The following is a 17,622-nucleotide window of genomic DNA, read 5'->3' as shown; positions in this document are numbered from 1 at the left end:
ATTACGGCTAGGTTATATTTGAAAAACCGACGGATAAGTACCTATAATTCACCTCATTTCAGGCAATAACCTGTTCATTAAATTTAGTTTATAAATAATAAACAGTTCAGGTTAAATTGTACCAGAATATCGGTTTTGTACAATTTTTGTGGAGAGGTTTTAGTAACTTTGTCGCTATTTTTAAATCAGTGAAATGAAGATTTTTTGGACGAATTCTATTGTAGGAATTATCATAAGTGCAGGTGCTGCGATGGGGCTAGTGGGCTCATACCACAAAGCAACCGACGGAAAGCCAGCACAACAATGGGCGCTAAAAGAAGACAATACTCCCTCTAAAGCGGTTTTTGAGGCAAATCGCTGGGCAGATAGCGTATTTAATAATTTAACCCTCGAAGAAAAAATCGGGCAGGTTTTTATGGTTGCCACCTATTCGGACCGTAATGAAACCTACTATCGACACGTGGATAACCTCATTAAAAATCACCATATCGGCGGCCTTATTTTTTTCAAAGGAGGCCCTTCGCGGCAAGCAAAACTCGTAAACCGCTATCAAGCGCTTTCAAAAGTGCCCCTGATGGTGGGTATCGACGGAGAATGGGGGCTAGGAATGCGCCTCGACAGCATCGACGATTTCCCCAAACAAATGACCCTCGGTGCCATTCAGGATAATCAATATATTTATAAAATGGGGCGGATGATTGGCCGTCAGTGCCAGTTGGCGGGTATCCAAGTCAATTTTGCACCCGTTGCCGACATCAACTCAAACCCCCGTAACCCCGTGATTGGACTACGCTCGTTTGGCGAAGACCGCGAGAATGTAACCGCCAAAGCGGCTGCGTATATGAAGGGACTTCAACACCAACGGGTAATCGCCACTGCCAAACACTTCCCAGGCCATGGCGATACGGGCACCGACTCCCACTTTACCTTACCTGTGCTTTCACACTCGACCGACCATCTGACCCAAACCGACTTATATCCTTTTCAAAAACTGATTGCTGACAGCCTTACGGGCATTATCACGGGGCATTTATACGTCCCCGTGCTTGACAATCGTCCTCACCTTGCCTCTTCTCTTTCCGAAAAAATAGTAACCGATTTGCTCAAAAAACAAATGGGCTTTCAGGGATTGGTCTTTACTGATGCCATGAACATGAAAGGTGTAGTGCGTGGCCGAACGCCCGTTGAAGCTAACATAAAAGCATTGGTAGCAGGAAATGACGTACTGCTATACCCCGAAAGCGTGATTGAGTCGGTGCGGCGTATCAAAGAAGGGGTATCGAGAGGGACGATTCCGATGGATGTTATCGACGAAAAAGTTCGCAAAATATTAAGAGCTAAGTATTGGACAGGCTTGCACCTTACCAAGCCAATTCCCGTTGTCGCCCTCAACGCATCGCTACAGGCCCCCGAAGTAAAAGCCCTCACCCGTGATTTGTGCGAACAAGCCGTCACTTTGGTACGAAACGATAACCAACTCCTGCCACTTTCATCGCTCGATACGTGTACTTTTGCCTCAATTGCCATCGGCGGCGGGGGTATCAATCTCTTCCAACAAACTTTGAGCAAATATGCCCCGTTCAAGCATATTGTGTATGCCGACAAACCTACCACCAACCAAGAAATAGAAGGTCTGGTGGCACAAACCGCCAACGCCAACGTGGTGATGGTTAGTTTGCACGATACCCGACGCAATTTTAACCGTCCTTTTACCATTACCCCTGCTACGGTTGAGCTTCTCAACCGCTTGCAACAAAAAGCCAAGGTGATTGTGAGCATTTTTGCCACCCCTTACGCCTTGAAGCAACTGCCCGTCACTTCCGCAGTGGTATGTGCTTACGAAAACCTACCCGACCTGGAAGTAGTGGCTGCGGAGCAAATTTTTGGGGCGTTGCCATTCAAAGGTAAATTACCCGTTTCCATTGAAAACACCTACGAGCTAGGCACGGGCATTATTACTCCTTCGCTCAATCGGATACAAATCGGCTACCCAGAACAGGTGAGTATGAGTGCCGAGGTGTTGAACAAAATTGACACCCTCGTAGAACGCTCGATTCAGGCGCGCATTTTCCCAGGCTGCCAAGTAGTAGTAGCGCGCAAAGGACGCGTGGTGTTTCAGCGGAGCTACGGCACCTTGACTTATGATAATCTCAATGAAAAAGTAACCAACGAAACCCTCTACGACGTAGCGTCGGTGACCAAGGTAGCCGCAACCCTCCAAGCAGTGATGTACCTACACGAAGAAGGTGTTTTGGACTTAAAACAAAAAGCGGCACACTATTTGCCTGAACTCGTAGGAACAAACAAAGCGGCAATTACCATCGAAGAGCTACTGCTACACCGTTCGGGCTTGGTGTCATTTTATCCCAAACTTTGGGAGCGTACCAAAACAGGCGGCGGCGGGCTGATGACCGAGTATTACAGCTCGATTCGTGACAGCGTATATTCGATGCAAATTGCCCCCAAGCTTTTTGCCAAACCCGCCCTACGCGACTCGGTTTGGAAAGGTATCATCCAGTCACCGATGCGTAAAGAGGTCAATGGGAAGCATTCGTTTGTGTATAGTGATTTGGGGATTTTGGTGCTACAAAAAGTAGTCGAACGAATCACCAATCAGCCGTTAGATGAGTTTTTGGGGCAAAATTTCTACGAACCACTCGGAATGATGACGACGACCTATTTGCCTTTGGGGCGTTTTCCAGAAAGTCAGATTGCACCTACTGAAAACGACTTTTCGTACCGAAATCAGTTGCTTCGGGGTACAGTTCATGACCAAATGGCGGCGGTTTATGGCGGGGTGGCGGGCCATGCGGGCTTGTTCAGTACTGCTTACGACTTAGCCATTTTGATGCAAATGAACCTACAAAAGGGACACTACGGCGACCGTCGATATTTTCAAGAAGAAACCCTACCCTTATTTTCAAAAATGTATGACTCAGCCCACCACCGTGGGTTGGGCTGGGACAAAGCTCCCACCAGCGGGGAGAGCAATTTTGTGGCTTCCGTGGCTTCATCAAGTTCGTTTGGGCATTCAGGTTTTACGGGCACCATGGTGTGGGTTGACCCTAAAGAAGAGCTTGTGTTTGTGATGTTGTCAAACCGTGTGCATCCTAATGCCGAAAACAACGAAATCAACCGAAAACGAATCCGTCGGAGGGTCCACGAAATCGTTTATCAGGCCATTCGCAAAGACGGAAAATAAATCTCATTCTTTGAAAAGTGATGATGTATCAATAAAGAGGTAATTTTAAGCGTTTTTATCAAAATCAATACATTAACGGATTATGTTCAAAAAACTACTTTTTCTAAGCTGCGCTGCTTTGCTGGTTTGTGGGGTAATTTTTGAGAGTGCAGCTCAAAGTATTAGCTCCGTTATAGTCACCAGTACGTCGGGTGTCATCCCTGCGGGTGGCTATTGCGCTGGCCAAGGAGTACGGGTGTCGTTTAGTGCAACAGGCTTTGCAGGAACTCCTACTTTTTCGGTACAGTTATCGGACGCTGCGGGGGTCTTCCCTGCTACTCCCAACGTCATTGGCTCGGGCAACACTAGCCCCATTTCGGCCAACATTCCTGTGGGTACAAGTGCAGGCTCAGGCTACAAAATACGCGTCACTTCAGGACTGACTGCTTCGGCAGGTAGTGCCTCATTTACGGTCAACCCCGTTGCCACTGTGAACCCCGTTAGCAATGTAACCGCTTGTAGTGGAGCAGGTGTAAGTGGTATTTCTTTTAGCAGCTCTAGTGCTGGTGCAACGTTCTTTTGGACGAGCTCCACCAACATTGGCTTTGGCACATCGGGTTCGGGAAATATCCCTAACTTTACCGCTGTCAACAATGGAACGTCAAACGTCACTGCCAATGTGACCGTTGTCCCTTCGGTCAATGGCTGCGTAGGACTTGCTTCTAGTTTTGATGTGACCATTCGGCCCGTCGCAACGGTCAACGCCGTGGGAAACGTCAATGTTTGTAATGGCACGGCCAATGCGGCGATTAATTTTAGCAGCCCAACGGCTGGTACGACCTTCACCTGGACCAGTTCGGCAAACGTAGGGTTTGGAAACTCAGGTTCAGGTTCTATCCCTGCTTTCACCGCTACCAACCCAGGCACTTCTTCGGTGACTTCGACCGTCACCGTCACGCCCAATCTCAACGGGTGCCCAGGCCCAGCGCAGTCATTTAACATGACCGTCAATCCAACGAATGCCACTGTCAATTCCGTTTCCAATCTTTCTTATTGCGACGATACCTCAGCCCCTTCCATCAACTTTACCAGTTCGTCAGCAGGGGCGACATTTGAATGGACATCTTCGGCTAACATTGGCTTTGGTACTTCAGGCACGGGGAACATCCCTGCATTTATTGCCAACAACAATAGCAATGCTGACGTAACCGCAACCATTACGGTTACGCCACGCGTGGGCGGTTGTGCGGGTACTCCAACGACGTTTTCTATCACGGTCAAACATAAACCTACAGCCAACACCCTTTCAAATGTGGTTACTTGCAATGGTACCAGCAATCCTGCCATCGCGCTGACAAGCTTCTCGGCGGGTACAACATTTTCGTGGACCAGCTCAGTAAACGTCGGTTTTGGAACCTCAGGTACTGGAAATATCCCCGCCTTTACGGCAATCAATGCAGGGGCAGGTATTCAAGTTGCTACGGTTACCGTAACGCCTTCGGTGGGAGGATGCACAGGAAACAGTACTTCTTTTAGCGTGACTGTCAATCCAACAACCAGCGTCAATACCGTTGCTAATGCCGCTTTTTGCGGTGGAATCCCAGTAGCAGGAATTAACTTTTCTAGCCCTGTGGCAGGTACCACGTACAGTTGGACAAGCACGGCAAACGTGGGCTTTGGCACGTCAGGAACAGGCAACATTCCTTCTTACACGACCACCAGTTCTAGTACCACTCCCGTCGTTGCAACCGTTACGGTTACTCCTAGCATTGGCGCTTGTCCAGGAGCATCAAAAACATTTACTGTTACTGTAAACCCTGCGCCAACTGTCAACGCCATTTCTAACGCCGTCTATTGTAATGCGGCCTCGGCTTCGGCCATCACGTTTTCTAGCCCTGTTACAGGAACGACCTATACTTGGACAAGTTCAGTAAACATTGGTTTTGGGGTTTCGGGAACGGGAAATATCCCTGCCTATACCGCTACCAACGCTACTTCAAACCCCGTTATTAGTACCATCACTGTCACCCCAAGCACAGGAACATGTACTGGCCCAGCGTCAACTTTCACCATCACTGTCAATCCTACACCCGTTGTTGGCACAGTTGCGAATGCCGTTTATTGTGGCAATGCAAGTGCCAGTGCGATTCCGTTTATTAGTTCCACATCGGGTACTACTTACGCTTGGTCAAGCAGTACCAACGTAGGTTTCGGAACGGCGGGCACGGGAAATATTGCCGCTTTTACAACCGTTGATAGTGCCTCTGTCGTTTTGGGCAACATCACCGTTACGCCTACTGCCAATACCTGCGTAGGAGCCTCCAAAACATTTACCATTACCGTAAACCCTTCGCCTAAAGTTACGACCGTAAACAATGTAGCCTACTGTAACACTGCCCCAGGCGCTGCCATTGCTTTTACGAGCCCAACTTCAGGAAGTACCTATACGTGGACATCTTCGGCTAATGTTGGCTTTGGGACGTCAGGTTCGGGAAATATTGCCGCTTTTACGGTGGCCAACGCGGGCGTAGCACCTATCATCTCGACCGTGAGTGTGACGGCGAGAACCGCTACCTGTACTGGCCCAGTAAAAACTTTCACCGTCACTGCCAACCCAACTCCAGTAGTTACGACACTTAGTAATTTGACGTATTGCGGAACAGAGACCGCCCCCGCTATTTCTTTTACAAGCCTCACCTCAGGCACTACCTACGCCTGGACAAGCACGGCTAACGTAGGGTTTGGAACAACAGGCACGGGCAATATCACAAATTATACAGTAGCAAACCCTATCGTATCTGCCACAACCGCTACGGTAAGCGTCATTCCAACCGCCAATACCTGCGAAGGAACAGCCAAAACGTTTACCATCACAGTAAACCCAAGCCCAGTTGTTAGTAACATTGCTGATATTACCCTTTGTGCGGGAGAAAAAGGAAACGCTATCTCGTTTACAAGCGCCACTCCAAGCACAACATTTAATTGGTCAACTCCTACCAACGTTGGTTTTGGAATAGCAGGAACGGGCAATATCGCCGCTGGGTTTAGTGCTTTAAATAACTCGCAGAATGTTGTTTCAACCACCATTAGCGTTGTGCCCGCAACATCTCTTTGTACTGGAAAAACAACCACTTTTTCTTTTGTAGTCAATCCAACGCCTGCCAACCCCACCGCTGCGTCACCAGTTGTGTATTGTGCAACCGCTAACGCCACTGCTTTGGTAGCTAATGGAAGCAACATCAAATGGTACACCGAAGCAACAGGTGGCAGTGGAAGCGGCGTAGCCCCTACCCCATCGACCAACAACTCAACCGATAACTCCATCACAACAAGCTATTACGTTACGCAGACCAATCAATACACCTGCGAAAGCCAGCGTAGCCAAGTACAGGTAGTCGTGAAACCTCTTCCTACGACGGCACAAGTGGCAAAGCAAGAATACCTTCTTTGTCAGTTTGACCCCGCCATTCAGTTGGATGCCAAAGTACAAGGAACGGGCGAGTCATTGCTCTGGATTTATCCAAACAGCAGCGAAACGGGAGTTATTCCTACCATTACGACCGACACGGGCTTTGAAGGAACGTATTCTGTGCTACAACTACGCGATGGCTGTCGAGGCCCTCGTACCGACATTCGGGTAAACGTACGCACAACGCCATTGCCTGCCGTAAGCCAAGTGCCCATTGTAACTTGTCAAAACGCAACGCCACAGGCATTGTCTGCCACAGGTACAGGCTTAAAATGGTACAATACCAACAAAACAGGGGGCACTCCTCAGAGCACACCCAATATTCCACCGACACAGACGCCAGGTACTTACAATTTTTATGTGACCCAAACAGGAACCAACGGTTGTGAGAGCCCACGTGCGGAAATTGTAGTTGTCATTCAGCCACTTCCGAGTGCAACCATTAGCGGCGAAGGCACCATCACCCAAGGTCAATCGGCACCATTATCGATTGCATTTACGGGCCAAGGCCCTTGGACTTATACGTTGTCTAATGGACTAACATTTACGACGTCTCAAAACCCGACCAACATCACCGTGAGCCCGTTAGAATCTACCATATTTACGGTAACAAAAATTACCAACAATTGCGGCGAAGGTAGTCCAGCAGGAAGCGCTACCATCAATGTACGGGTAGCCACCATCGACGTTGGTAATCCAAGTGCCACCACCGTTTGCGCGGGTCAAACGTTCGGTATTCCGTATTTTTCATCGGATTTCTTCCCATCAAATACCCAGTTCCGCGTCCAAATCTCGAAGACAAACGACGACGCAAGCTTCCAAACGATTTCGACGGAAGGCTCTAGCACACCGCTCACCGCCACAGTACCTGCCACCGCTACAGCTGGAACATACTTTGTACGCGTGATTGGAGTTGCCTCTAACTTTACAGTGAAAGGGAAAGTAAGCCCTGTTCAAATTGTGGTGCGGGAATTACCAACGGCGACCATTTCGGGGCCATCAAACATTTACGAAAATGAAAGCGCCAAACTTTCGATTGCCTTCACGGGTGAAAATCCTTGGCGCGTAACATACCGCGATAGCTTGGCCCAGAAAGACACCACGTTTTCAACCACTGTGTCGCCTTTTGAGTTTACCGTACGTCCTGCAAAAACAAACATCTATCGTATCGTTTCGATTAGCAACGGTTGCGGGAACGGGCCAGCGACCTCACGTCTTACCCTGACGGTCAACCCGTTATTGTCGGTCAATCCAAACCAATCAAGCGATTGGTTAAGCGTATATCCTGTGCCTGTTCAAACGCGTTGTACCATCGAAATCCAAGGAGGTGCGCCTGCGTCGATTACCGTCACTGATGGCTACGGGCGCGTTTTGTTACGACAACAAACCGCCACCAGCAGAGACGAAGTTGACTTTACGACGCTTACCCCAGGGGTTTATTTCTTAAATGCAGAACAAAATGGGCGCATAGCGCGACGAAAAATCGTAAAAGTGCAGTAGAATTTAAGTACTTCGGAGTTTGTTTGTCGAAACAAACGTACCTTTGCAAAAGGTAAACAAGTAAGCCGAAGCACTTTTGACTATGAAAATACGCATTGCATATCAAGCCGGCTGTCTTCTTTTGGCAGTCGGTTTTGCTTTTTCAGTACATGCCCAAAAAAATGGCATGACCCAGCTCCCCACCCACGAAGGCGGAGCGTTCCAATTAACAGGAAGCTGGAAGTCAGCACAGGCGGTGACGATGCACCCCGACAAAAAAGATTTTGTAAAAACAACCGCTCTTGCTGACAAAGCGACGGGGATTTTGGTTGGCAGTTCTTCGGCCAAAGCCACCACCGAATTAGGCACAGGCGATGTGGTTCTACAACTTGATTTTATGTTGTCGCCCGCAGGAAGTGCCGTAGTGAAACTTCCTGGTGGCTATGACATCCAGCTGAGCGATAGTTGGAAAAATGCCAAACTCGATGGTAGCGCAAGTGGGTCAGTAGCGGGACTAATGCCGCTTCAAAATGCCAGTAAAGCACCTGGGCTTTGGCAACAATTATTGGTTCAGTTCAAACGATCGACCAAAACGTCGGCAGCCCAAATAGAAAAACTCACCCTCAACGGGTCTGTGATTCAAGAAAATACTTTTTTGAGTGCCGCCCCTTCTGCCCAATCTAGCATTGCATTAGAAGTAACCTCTGGCAATGTGGCGTTTAAAAATGTGTATTATCAATTGTTGAACGATACACACCCGTTGACCCTAAAAAACCTCACTTACACCCTTTACAAAGCAGGAAACGACCGCCCAAAGGCATTGTTAAGTGAAAATATTCTCAAAAAAGACACAACCTCTATCCTAACTAGAGAATGGGGGATGGGCAACAATAGCTTCTATTTGGTTTATGAAGGAAACATGGACGTAGCCCAAGAAGGCGACTACCTGATTCAGCTTATCTACATGTCGAATGCGTCGTTGGAGATAGATGGAAAACAAGTACTTCCTTACCAATGGAATGATTTTCAGCAAAACTACGTCCCCGCAACCGTACATTTGACCAAAGGTTCGCATCCGTTTCGCTTAGATTTCCACAAATTTACCTGGCGCCGCCCTGCACTTGGCATGATGGTTTCGACCCAAGGCGTCCGTCCGTACCCACTTCACGTATTGTCGTCGGTGCCCGAACCACAGCCCATACCGACCATCGAAGTAACCACGACGGGAGGCAAAGCGGAGTTAGTCCGTTCATTTATCCAACGCCAAGGCGAAAAAAACAAACGCACCCACTGTCTTTCAGTAGGCACGCCCGAAGGTGTACATTATACATTAGACCTCAATTGGGGTTCTTTGTTGCAGTTCTGGAAAGGGCCTTTTGCCAACGTGACCGAAATGTGGTACGAACGCGGTGAACCGCAAATTTTATCCCCAATGGGCACCACAACAACGACCAAAGGACAGGTAGATTGGGCAGTGCTAGCCGATATGAATGCAGCTTGGCCCGATTCTCTTTCACAGCTCACTTACAAAGGTTATCGCTTATCGCCCGAGGGTGTCCCAACCACTACTTATCGCCTCAACAATGCCGATATTACCGATGAAATTACGCCCGATAATGGCGGTTTAACGCGCACTATCAACGGAAATCTCCCCAACGGCTACGTACGATTGGTGAGTGGCAATAGCATTTCACAGCTCGAAAAAGGTCTTTATGAAGTAAATGGACAAAGTTATTTTGTACGCATAGACCCTAAGAGTAAGCCCGTGGTTCGCAATGTGGGTGGACAACAAGAATTGCTTTTACCGCTCAACGGCACCGTACGTTATTCATTGATTTGGTAAGTTTTATGGGTTGACCAAACCATTTTGCACGAAATTTGCGTTTTATGCTCAAACGAATTGACAATCTAATTATCTAAACCGATGCAACGTTTCATTTTTGTTCTCGCCATCGCGGCTGTTTTGTTTACAGGCATGGCAGCGACCACTCCATCTGCGCCTGCACCTTCTACCACTGCCCCTAAAGCAGATGGTATTCAATTTGTGGATTTGCCTTGGGCCAAAGTCCTCGAAAAGGCTAAAAAAGAGAAAAAAATCATCTTTTTTGATGCCTACGCAAGCTGGTGTGGCCCTTGTAAAATGATGCAAAAAAATGTGTTTACGCGCAAAGACGTCGGCGATTATTTCAACGCGACGTTCATCAATGTGAAAAAAGACATGGAAATAGGCGAAGGACCACAGTTGGCCAGCCGCTACCCCATCGAAGGCTATCCTACACTTTTCTTTGTGGACGGCAACGGCAAATTAGTTACCACGCACTTAGGCGCCATCATGGACGGCCCTGAGCTTATTAAATTTGCCAAAGCGGTAACTGGCAAAAAATAATTTGGGACTCAGCCCCACAAAAAAAGCCGTGAGTTTCACGGCTTTTTTTGTGGGTAATTGGTTAAAATCATGGATAGACAAGTTTCGGCTTTATTTACGATTACAATGGTAGATGCTTGTCACATTGTACCATTTGCCAAAAGTTTCGACAATAGCCTAACCAACGGTATCGCGCTTTGTCCCAATTTACACCGCGCTTTTGACCGAGGCTTGATTTCAATCAATGATAGCTATGAAGTGATACTTTCCCCATCCTTTAAGGAAAACACTCAGAGCGAGTACAGTTTTTCAAAAATGGAGGGTAAGACAATCGTACTGCCCAATGACAAGGATTTTTGGCCGTCGTTGGCTAATTTTGAATGGCATCGAAAAAATGTGTTTAAGAAATGAGGTGTGGATAATCGCTCTTTTTCTACTAAGATTTCGCCCCGCTGGGGCTGTTGGATGATTGGCTTGCACTGAGTCTCAAACCTCTGAAAGATGCGTTTTTAACGCGTGGCTTCTTTCCCACAAAATTTCAGACGCTTACATCGTGACAAAAGGGTAGGTTTGGTGAAAGAATCGGCTTTTTGTATCTTCGTCATATAAACTAATTATTCTTATAACGTCTGAGCCATGAACTTACAGTACCTATCAGACCACACGGGGCATATTACAGGGGTATTTATTCCGATTGAAGAGTGGGAAAGCATCCGCAAAAAGTTGGATTTGCCCGATACATCAAAGCAACTACACCGCGAAGAACTGCTTGAAGCATTTGAAGAGGTCAAACTAATACGTGAGGGAAAACTACCCAAGCCAAGTCTAACCGATTTTTTAAATGAGCTTTGATATAATACCTATTTCCCCTTTTCAAAGGCAAGCTAAAAGGCTCATTAAAAAATTCCCTTCACTGAAAGGCGAGCTTTTGAGCCTCATTGAAAGTCTTAAAGACCAGCCCTTTCAGGGAACCTCACTGGGTGATGGTTGCTATAAAATACGACTCTCAATAGGCAGCAAAAACAAAGGAAAATCAGGTGGGGCAAGGGTTATCACTTGCGTGTATGTTAATGATAATGAACTTTATTTACTTTCTATTTATGATAAATCAGAACGTTCAAGCCTCAATGATAAAGAATTGAAAGAACTAATCCGAATAGTACAGGAACTTAAATGACTCATCTAATTTCTAATTTAGAAGAAGTCAGACGCTTACAGCGTGACAAATTAACGTCCCTTATACCCACCCCTACGGGGCTCCATGGGTGGGGAAATTACCTTTTTTCTACCGCACGGGCGGCCCCGCAAGATTTTGCCCCGCTGGGGCTGCCCACGCTGGTTTGTGTTTGGCTAAAAGCCTTTATCTCTAACCTCTGGAAGATGCGTTTTTAACGTCGGGCACTTTCCCAAAAACGATTTCAGACCTTGAAGCGTGACAAAAGATAAAAAGCCTATTTCGATGACAAACAATCCTAACATTACCTCTTTAGAAGATATTTTAGACCTCAAATACGGCCCTCGTGGTACTGAGGCACGAGAAAACTGGGAACAACGCTATGAAGCTTTCAAGATTGGGGTATTAATAGAAGAAGCCCGTAAAAGCAAAAATATGACCCAAGCTGAGTTGGCCGCTAAAATAGGGACTAACAAATCTTACATTTCACGTATTGAGAATGATGCTTCTGATATTCGCCTTTCTACGCTTTTTCGTATCATACATGAGGGACTGGGAGGTCATTTAAAATTAAAAGTGGAGTTTTGATATTAAGGGTTTCAGACGCTTACAGCGTGACAAAAGAGCTTATTTACCACTCATCGCCCGCAATTGTCCCACCACCTTCTTGACTTCCTCTACTACTTGCGGGATTTCGGCATCAGTATTAAACCGCCCCAAACTAAATCGAATACACGAAAACGCCTCGGTTTCGGTCATTCCCAAGGCCATCAATACGTGCGAAGGGTCAATCGACGCCGAAGTACAGGCTGACCCGATTGTTTCCAAGACGCGTGGGTAGATTCAAGTAGTAGCGTGTCCTTACTTCATCAACATCACAACACCCGTGAAAGTGTAGGAGTTCAGTTCGGGGTCGGTAAACTCAATCGTGATTCGGTAAGGAAACGTACCTACACCTAGCAACTGCCCTAGGTACTTACCATCCCAACCATATGCAGGCTGAGAAATGGGAACATTGGCTTGGTGAAATATGACTTCTCCCCAACGACTGTAAATCGTCATTTCTTTGATTTGTTTGACGCAATCACCCGCTTGCACAAAAAATACGTCGTTTTGTTGGTCATCGTTGGGTGAAAAAACATCGGGTGTATAAACACCACACTGAATAATTTTGACGCGTGCCTCGGCTACCTTCTGGCAAGTTTTATCCGCATTCGTGACCGTCAATTTGTATTTTGTGGTCATTTCTGGATAAGCCCACGTTACGGCACAAGTGGCACACGACAGCCCTTGTTCGGGTTCCCAGCGGTAAGTATAATTGGCATTGGCAAAGGTCGAAACCAGCGTCGCACGTAGCTGTGCGCTATCTCCTTCCGCAACCGCTACTTCGGTGGGTTGTACGGAAAGTTCTATTTTGTCCACCACCAACGTCGTCGTAACAATACTGTCGCAAAGCGAAGGACGTGAGATAGTAGTGGTATATATCCCTGCCGTTGTGTATGCAACTGTACCAACGGTCAGCGTTTGGCCTTCACAAATCGTTACTTTTTGGGAGTGGCGAGCCAAGGGTTTGACCGTAAGATTGAGCGTGACTGTGCTGTCGCAACTTTCCCCACGGTCAATTTTTGTAACGTACTTTCCTGATGTTCGGTAAGCCGTAGTTCCTACGGTGAAGCTTTCACCTTCACAAATGGTTTTGTTAATGGTTGTATCCGCTTTTTGGTGTTTGACAGTATAATCCAACTGCAACTCACAGGACTCGTCCAAACTCGACGGCGCTACTACTTTTACAAAATACTTATCCCCTATTTTGGGTTTTATTCTAATGCTTGTGGTCGTTTCACCCGTATTCCATTTGTAGGAAGCAAAACCATCGGGAGCGACCAAAGTCAAATAACCGCTGGCATCGGGACAAATTGAACTAGCCTTAATTTCGGCCTTCAAACACTGCGCATCAAAATACGCATAACCGTAGTGGCCTCGTTGCGTACACCCGTGGGCTGTTACCTCAACCGTCAGTTGCCTACCGACGTAATTACGAAGGTCAATCGCGCCCGTAGTCCAAGGGCGGTATTCTACCGTGGTACTTTGCGCTTTAAATCCAGCAACCACCCCTGCCCTAGTTAGCTGCACATCGTAATAGCTACACCCAATCGGCGTTTTATTTTCATCATAAATCAGTAAACTAAAGCCAGGCTTTTGGTGGGACTGGTGGGTATCATTTTGGTCTTTGTTGAGTACAACGGCAAATTTGTACTGGAAAAGAGTGTTATCGGGCGAAACAATAAACGTGGTTTTAATTCGGTCAAATCTCGACCCACGGTTAGCGGTGCCGTTACCAATACGAATCGAATACTGGCTTCCTGGCGCCACCATCGGTAACGCTTCACGTGTGACGTTGGGGTCGTTGCCATCGCTTATTTTGGTAATCAGGTGGCCATTGTCGAACGTACCCGCGACTTCATTTAGATAAATAAGCTGAATTCCCGCAAGGCCAATGTTTCCGTTAGTCAACGTCCATCCTTGGGTTGTTCCTGTTTCAAAACCGATGTTTCCACAATCTACCTGACCATAACTCCACAGCCAACTCCCCCACCAAAACCCCAATATCCATAGAATTTTCCTCATTGCCGTCGTTTTTTGAGTGCCCTAATCACCTATACGCACATCCCAAAACGACTGTTGCACGTGAAGGCATTACCACTTCTTAAAGATAAAGAATACCGCAAGTATAATCAAGGCAAAACCCACAAGATAATTCCAGCGAAGTTCTTCTTTGAGGTAAAAAACAGCAAATCCAACAAAGACGACCAAGCTGACAACTTCTTGGATGGTTTTAAGCTCGAATGCGTTGAATTCATAAGAGCCAATTCGATTGGCTGGAACGGCAATACAATACTCAAAAAATGCAATTAACCAACTAATAACCACCACCTTCCACAAGTCAGTATCTTTGTATTTGAGGTGCCAATACCAAGCGGTTGTCATAAAAACATTGGAAAGAAATAACAAAATAACAGTGCGCATATACGTGATGTTTTAAAGCACAAAGATAGAATTTTGCACAAAAAAACATCGGCCAGTTATTCACCGACCGATGCTTAAAAATTATTGATTTGGAAACCTATACGCTAGTTTAAAAATGCCAACGAACGAAGGCTTCCATCGCCTCGTATTCGGCCAAGCCAAGCTGGTCGTAGAGTTTGGCCGTTCCGCTGTTGCGTTCTTCGGCACGTTGCCAAAACTCACGTGAGTCTTCCCCTTGAAACACCACTCCGTCTTTTTGTGATTGGTGTTTGAAGATACCCATCCGCTTTTTCACCACTTGGTCGGGGCTCATTGGCACCGCCATTTCGATTTCGTGAATATCCCACTCCGCCCAAGCGCCACGGTACAACCACACCCAGCAATCTTTCATAAAGTTTTTGTGCTTCAATTGTCCCAAAGCCGCTTCAATGGCATCCCAGCATACTTTGTGGGTTCCGTGAGGGTCGGCAAAGTCGCCCGCTGCGTAGATTTGGTGTGGCTTGATTTCCTCAATCAAATCGGCAATGATTTTGACGTCCTCTGGGCCAATTGGCTTTTTCTGTACCGTACCTGTTTCGTAGAACGGCATGTCGAGGAAATGAAAATGCTCCGTTCCGACAAAACGGCACGTTGCTTTTGCTTCTCCGCGACGAATGATGCCTTTCACGTAACGTACTTCTGGCGTATCTATTTCGCTGTCTTTTTTCGTTTTCAAAAACGCTTTTGCGTCATCAAAAATCTTCATCGCGGCAGGGCTTTCGATACCGAATTTCTGGTTGTAATCCACCACAAAGTCGATAAAGCGGAACGCCTCGTCGTCGGCCACGGCAATGTTCCCTGACGTTTGGTACGCAACGTGAACCTCGTGTCCTTGGTCCACCAAACGCTGGAACGTCCCTCCCATCGAAATAATGTCATCGTCGGGGTGTGGGCTGAAGAGAATCACGCGTTTTTTCGCAGGATGCGCGCGCTCAGGGCGGTGCGTATCATCGGCGTTTGGTTTACCTCCTGGCCATCCTGTGATGGTATGTTGTAACTGATTGAAAACGTTGATATTAATATCGTATGCAGAACCGTGAGCAGCCAACATATCACTCATACCATTGTCATTGTAATCTTTGGTAGTGAGTTTCAAAATTGGTTTTTGAAGGGTCAATGAAAGATGCGTTACCGCCTTCTTAATCATTGAATTGTCCCATTCAACGGTATCCACCAACCACGGTGATTTCACTCGGGTTAGTTCTGAAGCCGCCCGCGTATCTACAAAAAACGCCACGTTAGGATGTGCTTGCAAGTACGACGCAGGCACAAGCTCGCTCACGGGGCCCTCTACCGACGACTTAATCATGGGGGCTTTGCGCTCGCCCCATGCCAGCAACACCACCCGTTTGGCGTTCATGATGGACGAAACTCCCATCGTAATCGCTTTTTTGGGTACATGGTGAAGCCCTCCAAACTCCATCGCCGCAGCAGCGCGGGTAGAGTGGTCGAGCGTCATCAAACGGGTACGTGAGTTAATCAACGAGCCTGGTTCGTTAAAACCAATGTGACCGTTTCCTCCAATTCCAAGAAGTTGAAAGTCGATACCGCCCATTGCGTTCATTTTGTTGTCGTAACGCTGGGCAAAATCAGCGATAAGCGCCGAAGGTACCGTTCCGTCGGGAATAAAGTAATTTTCCTTAGGAATGTCCACGTGGTCAAACAATTGCTCGCGCATAAAACGCACGTAGCTATGAATCGAATCGGGCTGCATGGGGTAGTATTCATCCAAATTGAACGACACTACGTTTTTGAAACTCAATCCTTCTTCGCGGTGCATTTTGATGAGTTCGGCATACACCGTTTTAGGTGACGACCCCGTCGCCAAGCCTAACACACAATTTTTGCCTTCCTTCTGCTTAGCCCGAATCAAATCAGCGATTTCTTGCGCCACGGCGCGCGAAGCATCTTTGGCATCGGCGTAAATCTGAGTCGGAATTTTTTCGTAGGTGATAGCCTGACCTACCATACCGTTTGACAAATTGCTGTCAGCGGCTTGTGCTTGAATCATTAAAGGTTCGGTAATCATGTTTGTCAAAAGAAGGAGTAGTTTACGGCGACAAAGGTATCTATTTGTAAGATAATAAGCGACTTAAATTAATAAAAAAATTTAATAATTGTCTTTTTTATCATTTACAGCTTCTACTACTGACCTGATTTTGAGGGCATCACTGTAAATAATCTCGTACTCGTCGGTGGGTAAGACGGAAGCCATACTCACTCCTTCTTTCTGATAAATCATTTGGCCTTTTCGAGCGGCCTTACCCGTAAGGTGGAGTGCTTGCACGCCTGTTTGCGCCAATTGCACGGCATTCATAACATTTACTCCACTTCCTGCCATTAAGTCTATTCGTCCTGCGGCTTTTTTGGCTAATTGGGTCAATAACTCCGCGCCGTCCAAAGCCGAATTTTCTTGTCCCGACGTCAAAATACGCACTGCCCCCGTCCGAATAACCGCCTCTAACGCTTCAAATGGATTTTTGGCCACGTCAAAAGCACGGTGAAAAGTTACTTGCAAAGGCTTCGCTAATGCGACCAATTCGGCCGTACGTACTTCATCCACTTCACCCGTTGGTAAAAGCAATCCAAATACGACACCATCTGCCCCCAACTCTTTGGCCAATTCGATGTCTTGTTTCATTACTAAAAACTCTTCGTCGTCGTAACAAAAATCCCCACCCCTGGGGCGAATCATGACGTATAGTTGAAGCGTTGTTACTTCTCTGGCTCTTTTTATCAACCCATAACTGGGCGTCGTTCCTCCTTCGTATAACCCGCCACATAACTCAATGCGCGTAGCTCCCGCCTGCTGGGCATTCAGACACGACTCTATCGAAAACGCACAAACTTCTACCTGCATTCTTATTTATTTTTGGTTTGTTTTTTAT

At 47.0% G+C, this 17,622-nt stretch carries 13 protein-coding genes; 8 read left to right on the top strand and 5 right to left on the bottom strand.

Going from position 1 to position 17,622, the window contains the following annotated elements:
• The first annotated feature begins 193 nt into the window (after nt 1-193).
• The 8 genes from DTQ70_RS25915 to DTQ70_RS25880 all read left to right on the top strand — a co-directional run bounded on the left by DTQ70_RS25915 (nt 194) and on the right by DTQ70_RS25880 (nt 12,256).
• Complete coding sequence (locus tag DTQ70_RS25915) at nt 194-3,202, top strand: glycoside hydrolase family 3 N-terminal domain-containing protein (protein WP_229600013.1); 3,009 nt, start codon at nt 194-196, stop codon at nt 3,200-3,202.
• An 82-nt stretch (nt 3,203-3,284) separates the two neighbouring features.
• Complete coding sequence (locus DTQ70_RS25910) at nt 3,285-8,150, top strand: T9SS type A sorting domain-containing protein (RefSeq protein ID WP_122933488.1); 4,866 nt, start codon at nt 3,285-3,287, stop codon at nt 8,148-8,150.
• Nucleotides 8,151-8,232: 82 nt separating this feature from the next.
• The gene (locus DTQ70_RS25905) at nt 8,233-9,972 is read left to right on the top strand and encodes a family 16 glycoside hydrolase (RefSeq protein WP_122933487.1); all 1,740 of its coding nucleotides are present in this window, start codon (nt 8,233-8,235) and stop codon (nt 9,970-9,972) included.
• 81 nt (nt 9,973-10,053) lie between these two features.
• The gene (locus DTQ70_RS25900) at nt 10,054-10,515 is read left to right on the top strand and encodes a thioredoxin family protein (protein WP_122933486.1); all 462 of its coding nucleotides are present in this window, start codon (nt 10,054-10,056) and stop codon (nt 10,513-10,515) included.
• A gap of 69 nt (nt 10,516-10,584) precedes the next feature.
• Nucleotides 10,585-10,905 (top strand): HNH endonuclease, encoded by a 321-nt coding sequence (locus DTQ70_RS25895; protein WP_122933485.1) that lies wholly within the window; start codon nt 10,585-10,587, stop codon nt 10,903-10,905.
• A 225-nt stretch (nt 10,906-11,130) separates the two neighbouring features.
• A complete protein-coding gene (locus DTQ70_RS25890; RefSeq protein ID WP_122933484.1) occupies nt 11,131-11,346 on the top strand; it encodes a hypothetical protein in 216 nt (71 codons plus the stop codon).
• Nucleotides 11,336-11,671: a type II toxin-antitoxin system RelE/ParE family toxin gene (locus DTQ70_RS25885; RefSeq protein ID WP_122933483.1), complete on the top strand. Its 336-nt coding sequence runs from the start codon at nt 11,336-11,338 to the stop codon at nt 11,669-11,671. The genes DTQ70_RS25890 and DTQ70_RS25885 overlap by 11 nt, the downstream gene beginning before the upstream one ends.
• A 282-nt stretch (nt 11,672-11,953) precedes the next feature.
• Nucleotides 11,954-12,256, top strand: a complete 303-nt coding sequence (locus tag DTQ70_RS25880) for a helix-turn-helix domain-containing protein (RefSeq protein ID WP_122934565.1) — start codon at nt 11,954-11,956, stop codon at nt 12,254-12,256.
• Nucleotides 12,257-12,295: 39 nt separating this feature from the next.
• On the opposite strand, the gene DTQ70_RS25875 is transcribed toward DTQ70_RS25880, so the two are convergent.
• The 5 genes from DTQ70_RS25875 to DTQ70_RS25855 form a co-directional block, all read right to left on the bottom strand.
• Nucleotides 12,296-12,496, bottom strand: a complete 201-nt coding sequence (locus tag DTQ70_RS25875) for a hypothetical protein (RefSeq protein ID WP_122933482.1) — start codon at nt 12,494-12,496, stop codon at nt 12,296-12,298.
• A 33-nt stretch (nt 12,497-12,529) separates the two neighbouring features.
• Nucleotides 12,530-14,296: a gliding motility-associated C-terminal domain-containing protein gene (locus DTQ70_RS25870; protein WP_122933481.1), complete on the bottom strand. Its 1,767-nt coding sequence runs from the start codon at nt 14,294-14,296 to the stop codon at nt 12,530-12,532.
• 69 nt (nt 14,297-14,365) lie between these two features.
• Nucleotides 14,366-14,695: a DMT family protein gene (locus DTQ70_RS25865; RefSeq protein ID WP_122933480.1), complete on the bottom strand. Its 330-nt coding sequence runs from the start codon at nt 14,693-14,695 to the stop codon at nt 14,366-14,368.
• A 109-nt stretch (nt 14,696-14,804) separates the two neighbouring features.
• Entirely contained in the window at nt 14,805-16,745 is a 1,941-nt protein-coding gene (nagB, locus tag DTQ70_RS25860; RefSeq protein WP_374758000.1) for a glucosamine-6-phosphate deaminase, read from the bottom strand.
• A 99-nt stretch (nt 16,746-16,844) separates the two neighbouring features.
• Nucleotides 16,845-17,594 carry a copper homeostasis protein CutC gene (locus DTQ70_RS25855; protein WP_122933478.1) on the bottom strand — a complete coding sequence of 250 codons (750 nt, stop codon included), beginning with the start codon at nt 17,592-17,594 and terminating at the stop codon, nt 16,845-16,847.
• Nucleotides 17,595-17,622: the final 28 nt, after the last annotated feature.

It is taken from the genome of Runella sp. SP2 (assembly GCF_003711225.1).
Taxonomy (GTDB): Bacteria; Bacteroidota; Bacteroidia; order Cytophagales; family Spirosomataceae; genus Runella.
This window is presented reverse-complemented; position numbering and strand designations above follow the sequence as displayed.

Excerpts from the sequence above, each read along its gene's own strand:
- DTQ70_RS25885 (WP_122933483.1), top strand. The coding sequence starts at position 11,336 with ATGAGCTTTGATATAATACCTATTTCCCCTTTTCAAAGGCAAGCTAAA.
- DTQ70_RS25905 (WP_122933487.1), top strand. The coding sequence starts at position 8,233 with ATGAAAATACGCATTGCATATCAAGCCGGCTGTCTTCTTTTGGCAGTC.
- DTQ70_RS25910 (WP_122933488.1), top strand. The coding sequence starts at position 3,285 with ATGTTCAAAAAACTACTTTTTCTAAGCTGCGCTGCTTTGCTGGTTTGT.
- DTQ70_RS25895 (WP_122933485.1), top strand. The coding sequence starts at position 10,585 with ATGGATAGACAAGTTTCGGCTTTATTTACGATTACAATGGTAGATGCT.
- DTQ70_RS25890 (WP_122933484.1), top strand. The coding sequence starts at position 11,131 with ATGAACTTACAGTACCTATCAGACCACACGGGGCATATTACAGGGGTA.
- DTQ70_RS25915 (WP_229600013.1), top strand. The coding sequence starts at position 194 with ATGAAGATTTTTTGGACGAATTCTATTGTAGGAATTATCATAAGTGCA.
- nagB (WP_374758000.1), bottom strand. The coding sequence starts at position 16,745 with ATGATTCAAGCACAAGCCGCTGACAGCAATTTGTCAAACGGTATGGTA.
- DTQ70_RS25880 (WP_122934565.1), top strand. The coding sequence starts at position 11,954 with ATGACAAACAATCCTAACATTACCTCTTTAGAAGATATTTTAGACCTC.
- DTQ70_RS25865 (WP_122933480.1), bottom strand. The coding sequence starts at position 14,695 with ATGCGCACTGTTATTTTGTTATTTCTTTCCAATGTTTTTATGACAACC.
- DTQ70_RS25855 (WP_122933478.1), bottom strand. The coding sequence starts at position 17,594 with ATGCAGGTAGAAGTTTGTGCGTTTTCGATAGAGTCGTGTCTGAATGCC.
- DTQ70_RS25870 (WP_122933481.1), bottom strand. The coding sequence starts at position 14,296 with ATGAGGAAAATTCTATGGATATTGGGGTTTTGGTGGGGGAGTTGGCTG.
- DTQ70_RS25900 (WP_122933486.1), top strand. The coding sequence starts at position 10,054 with ATGCAACGTTTCATTTTTGTTCTCGCCATCGCGGCTGTTTTGTTTACA.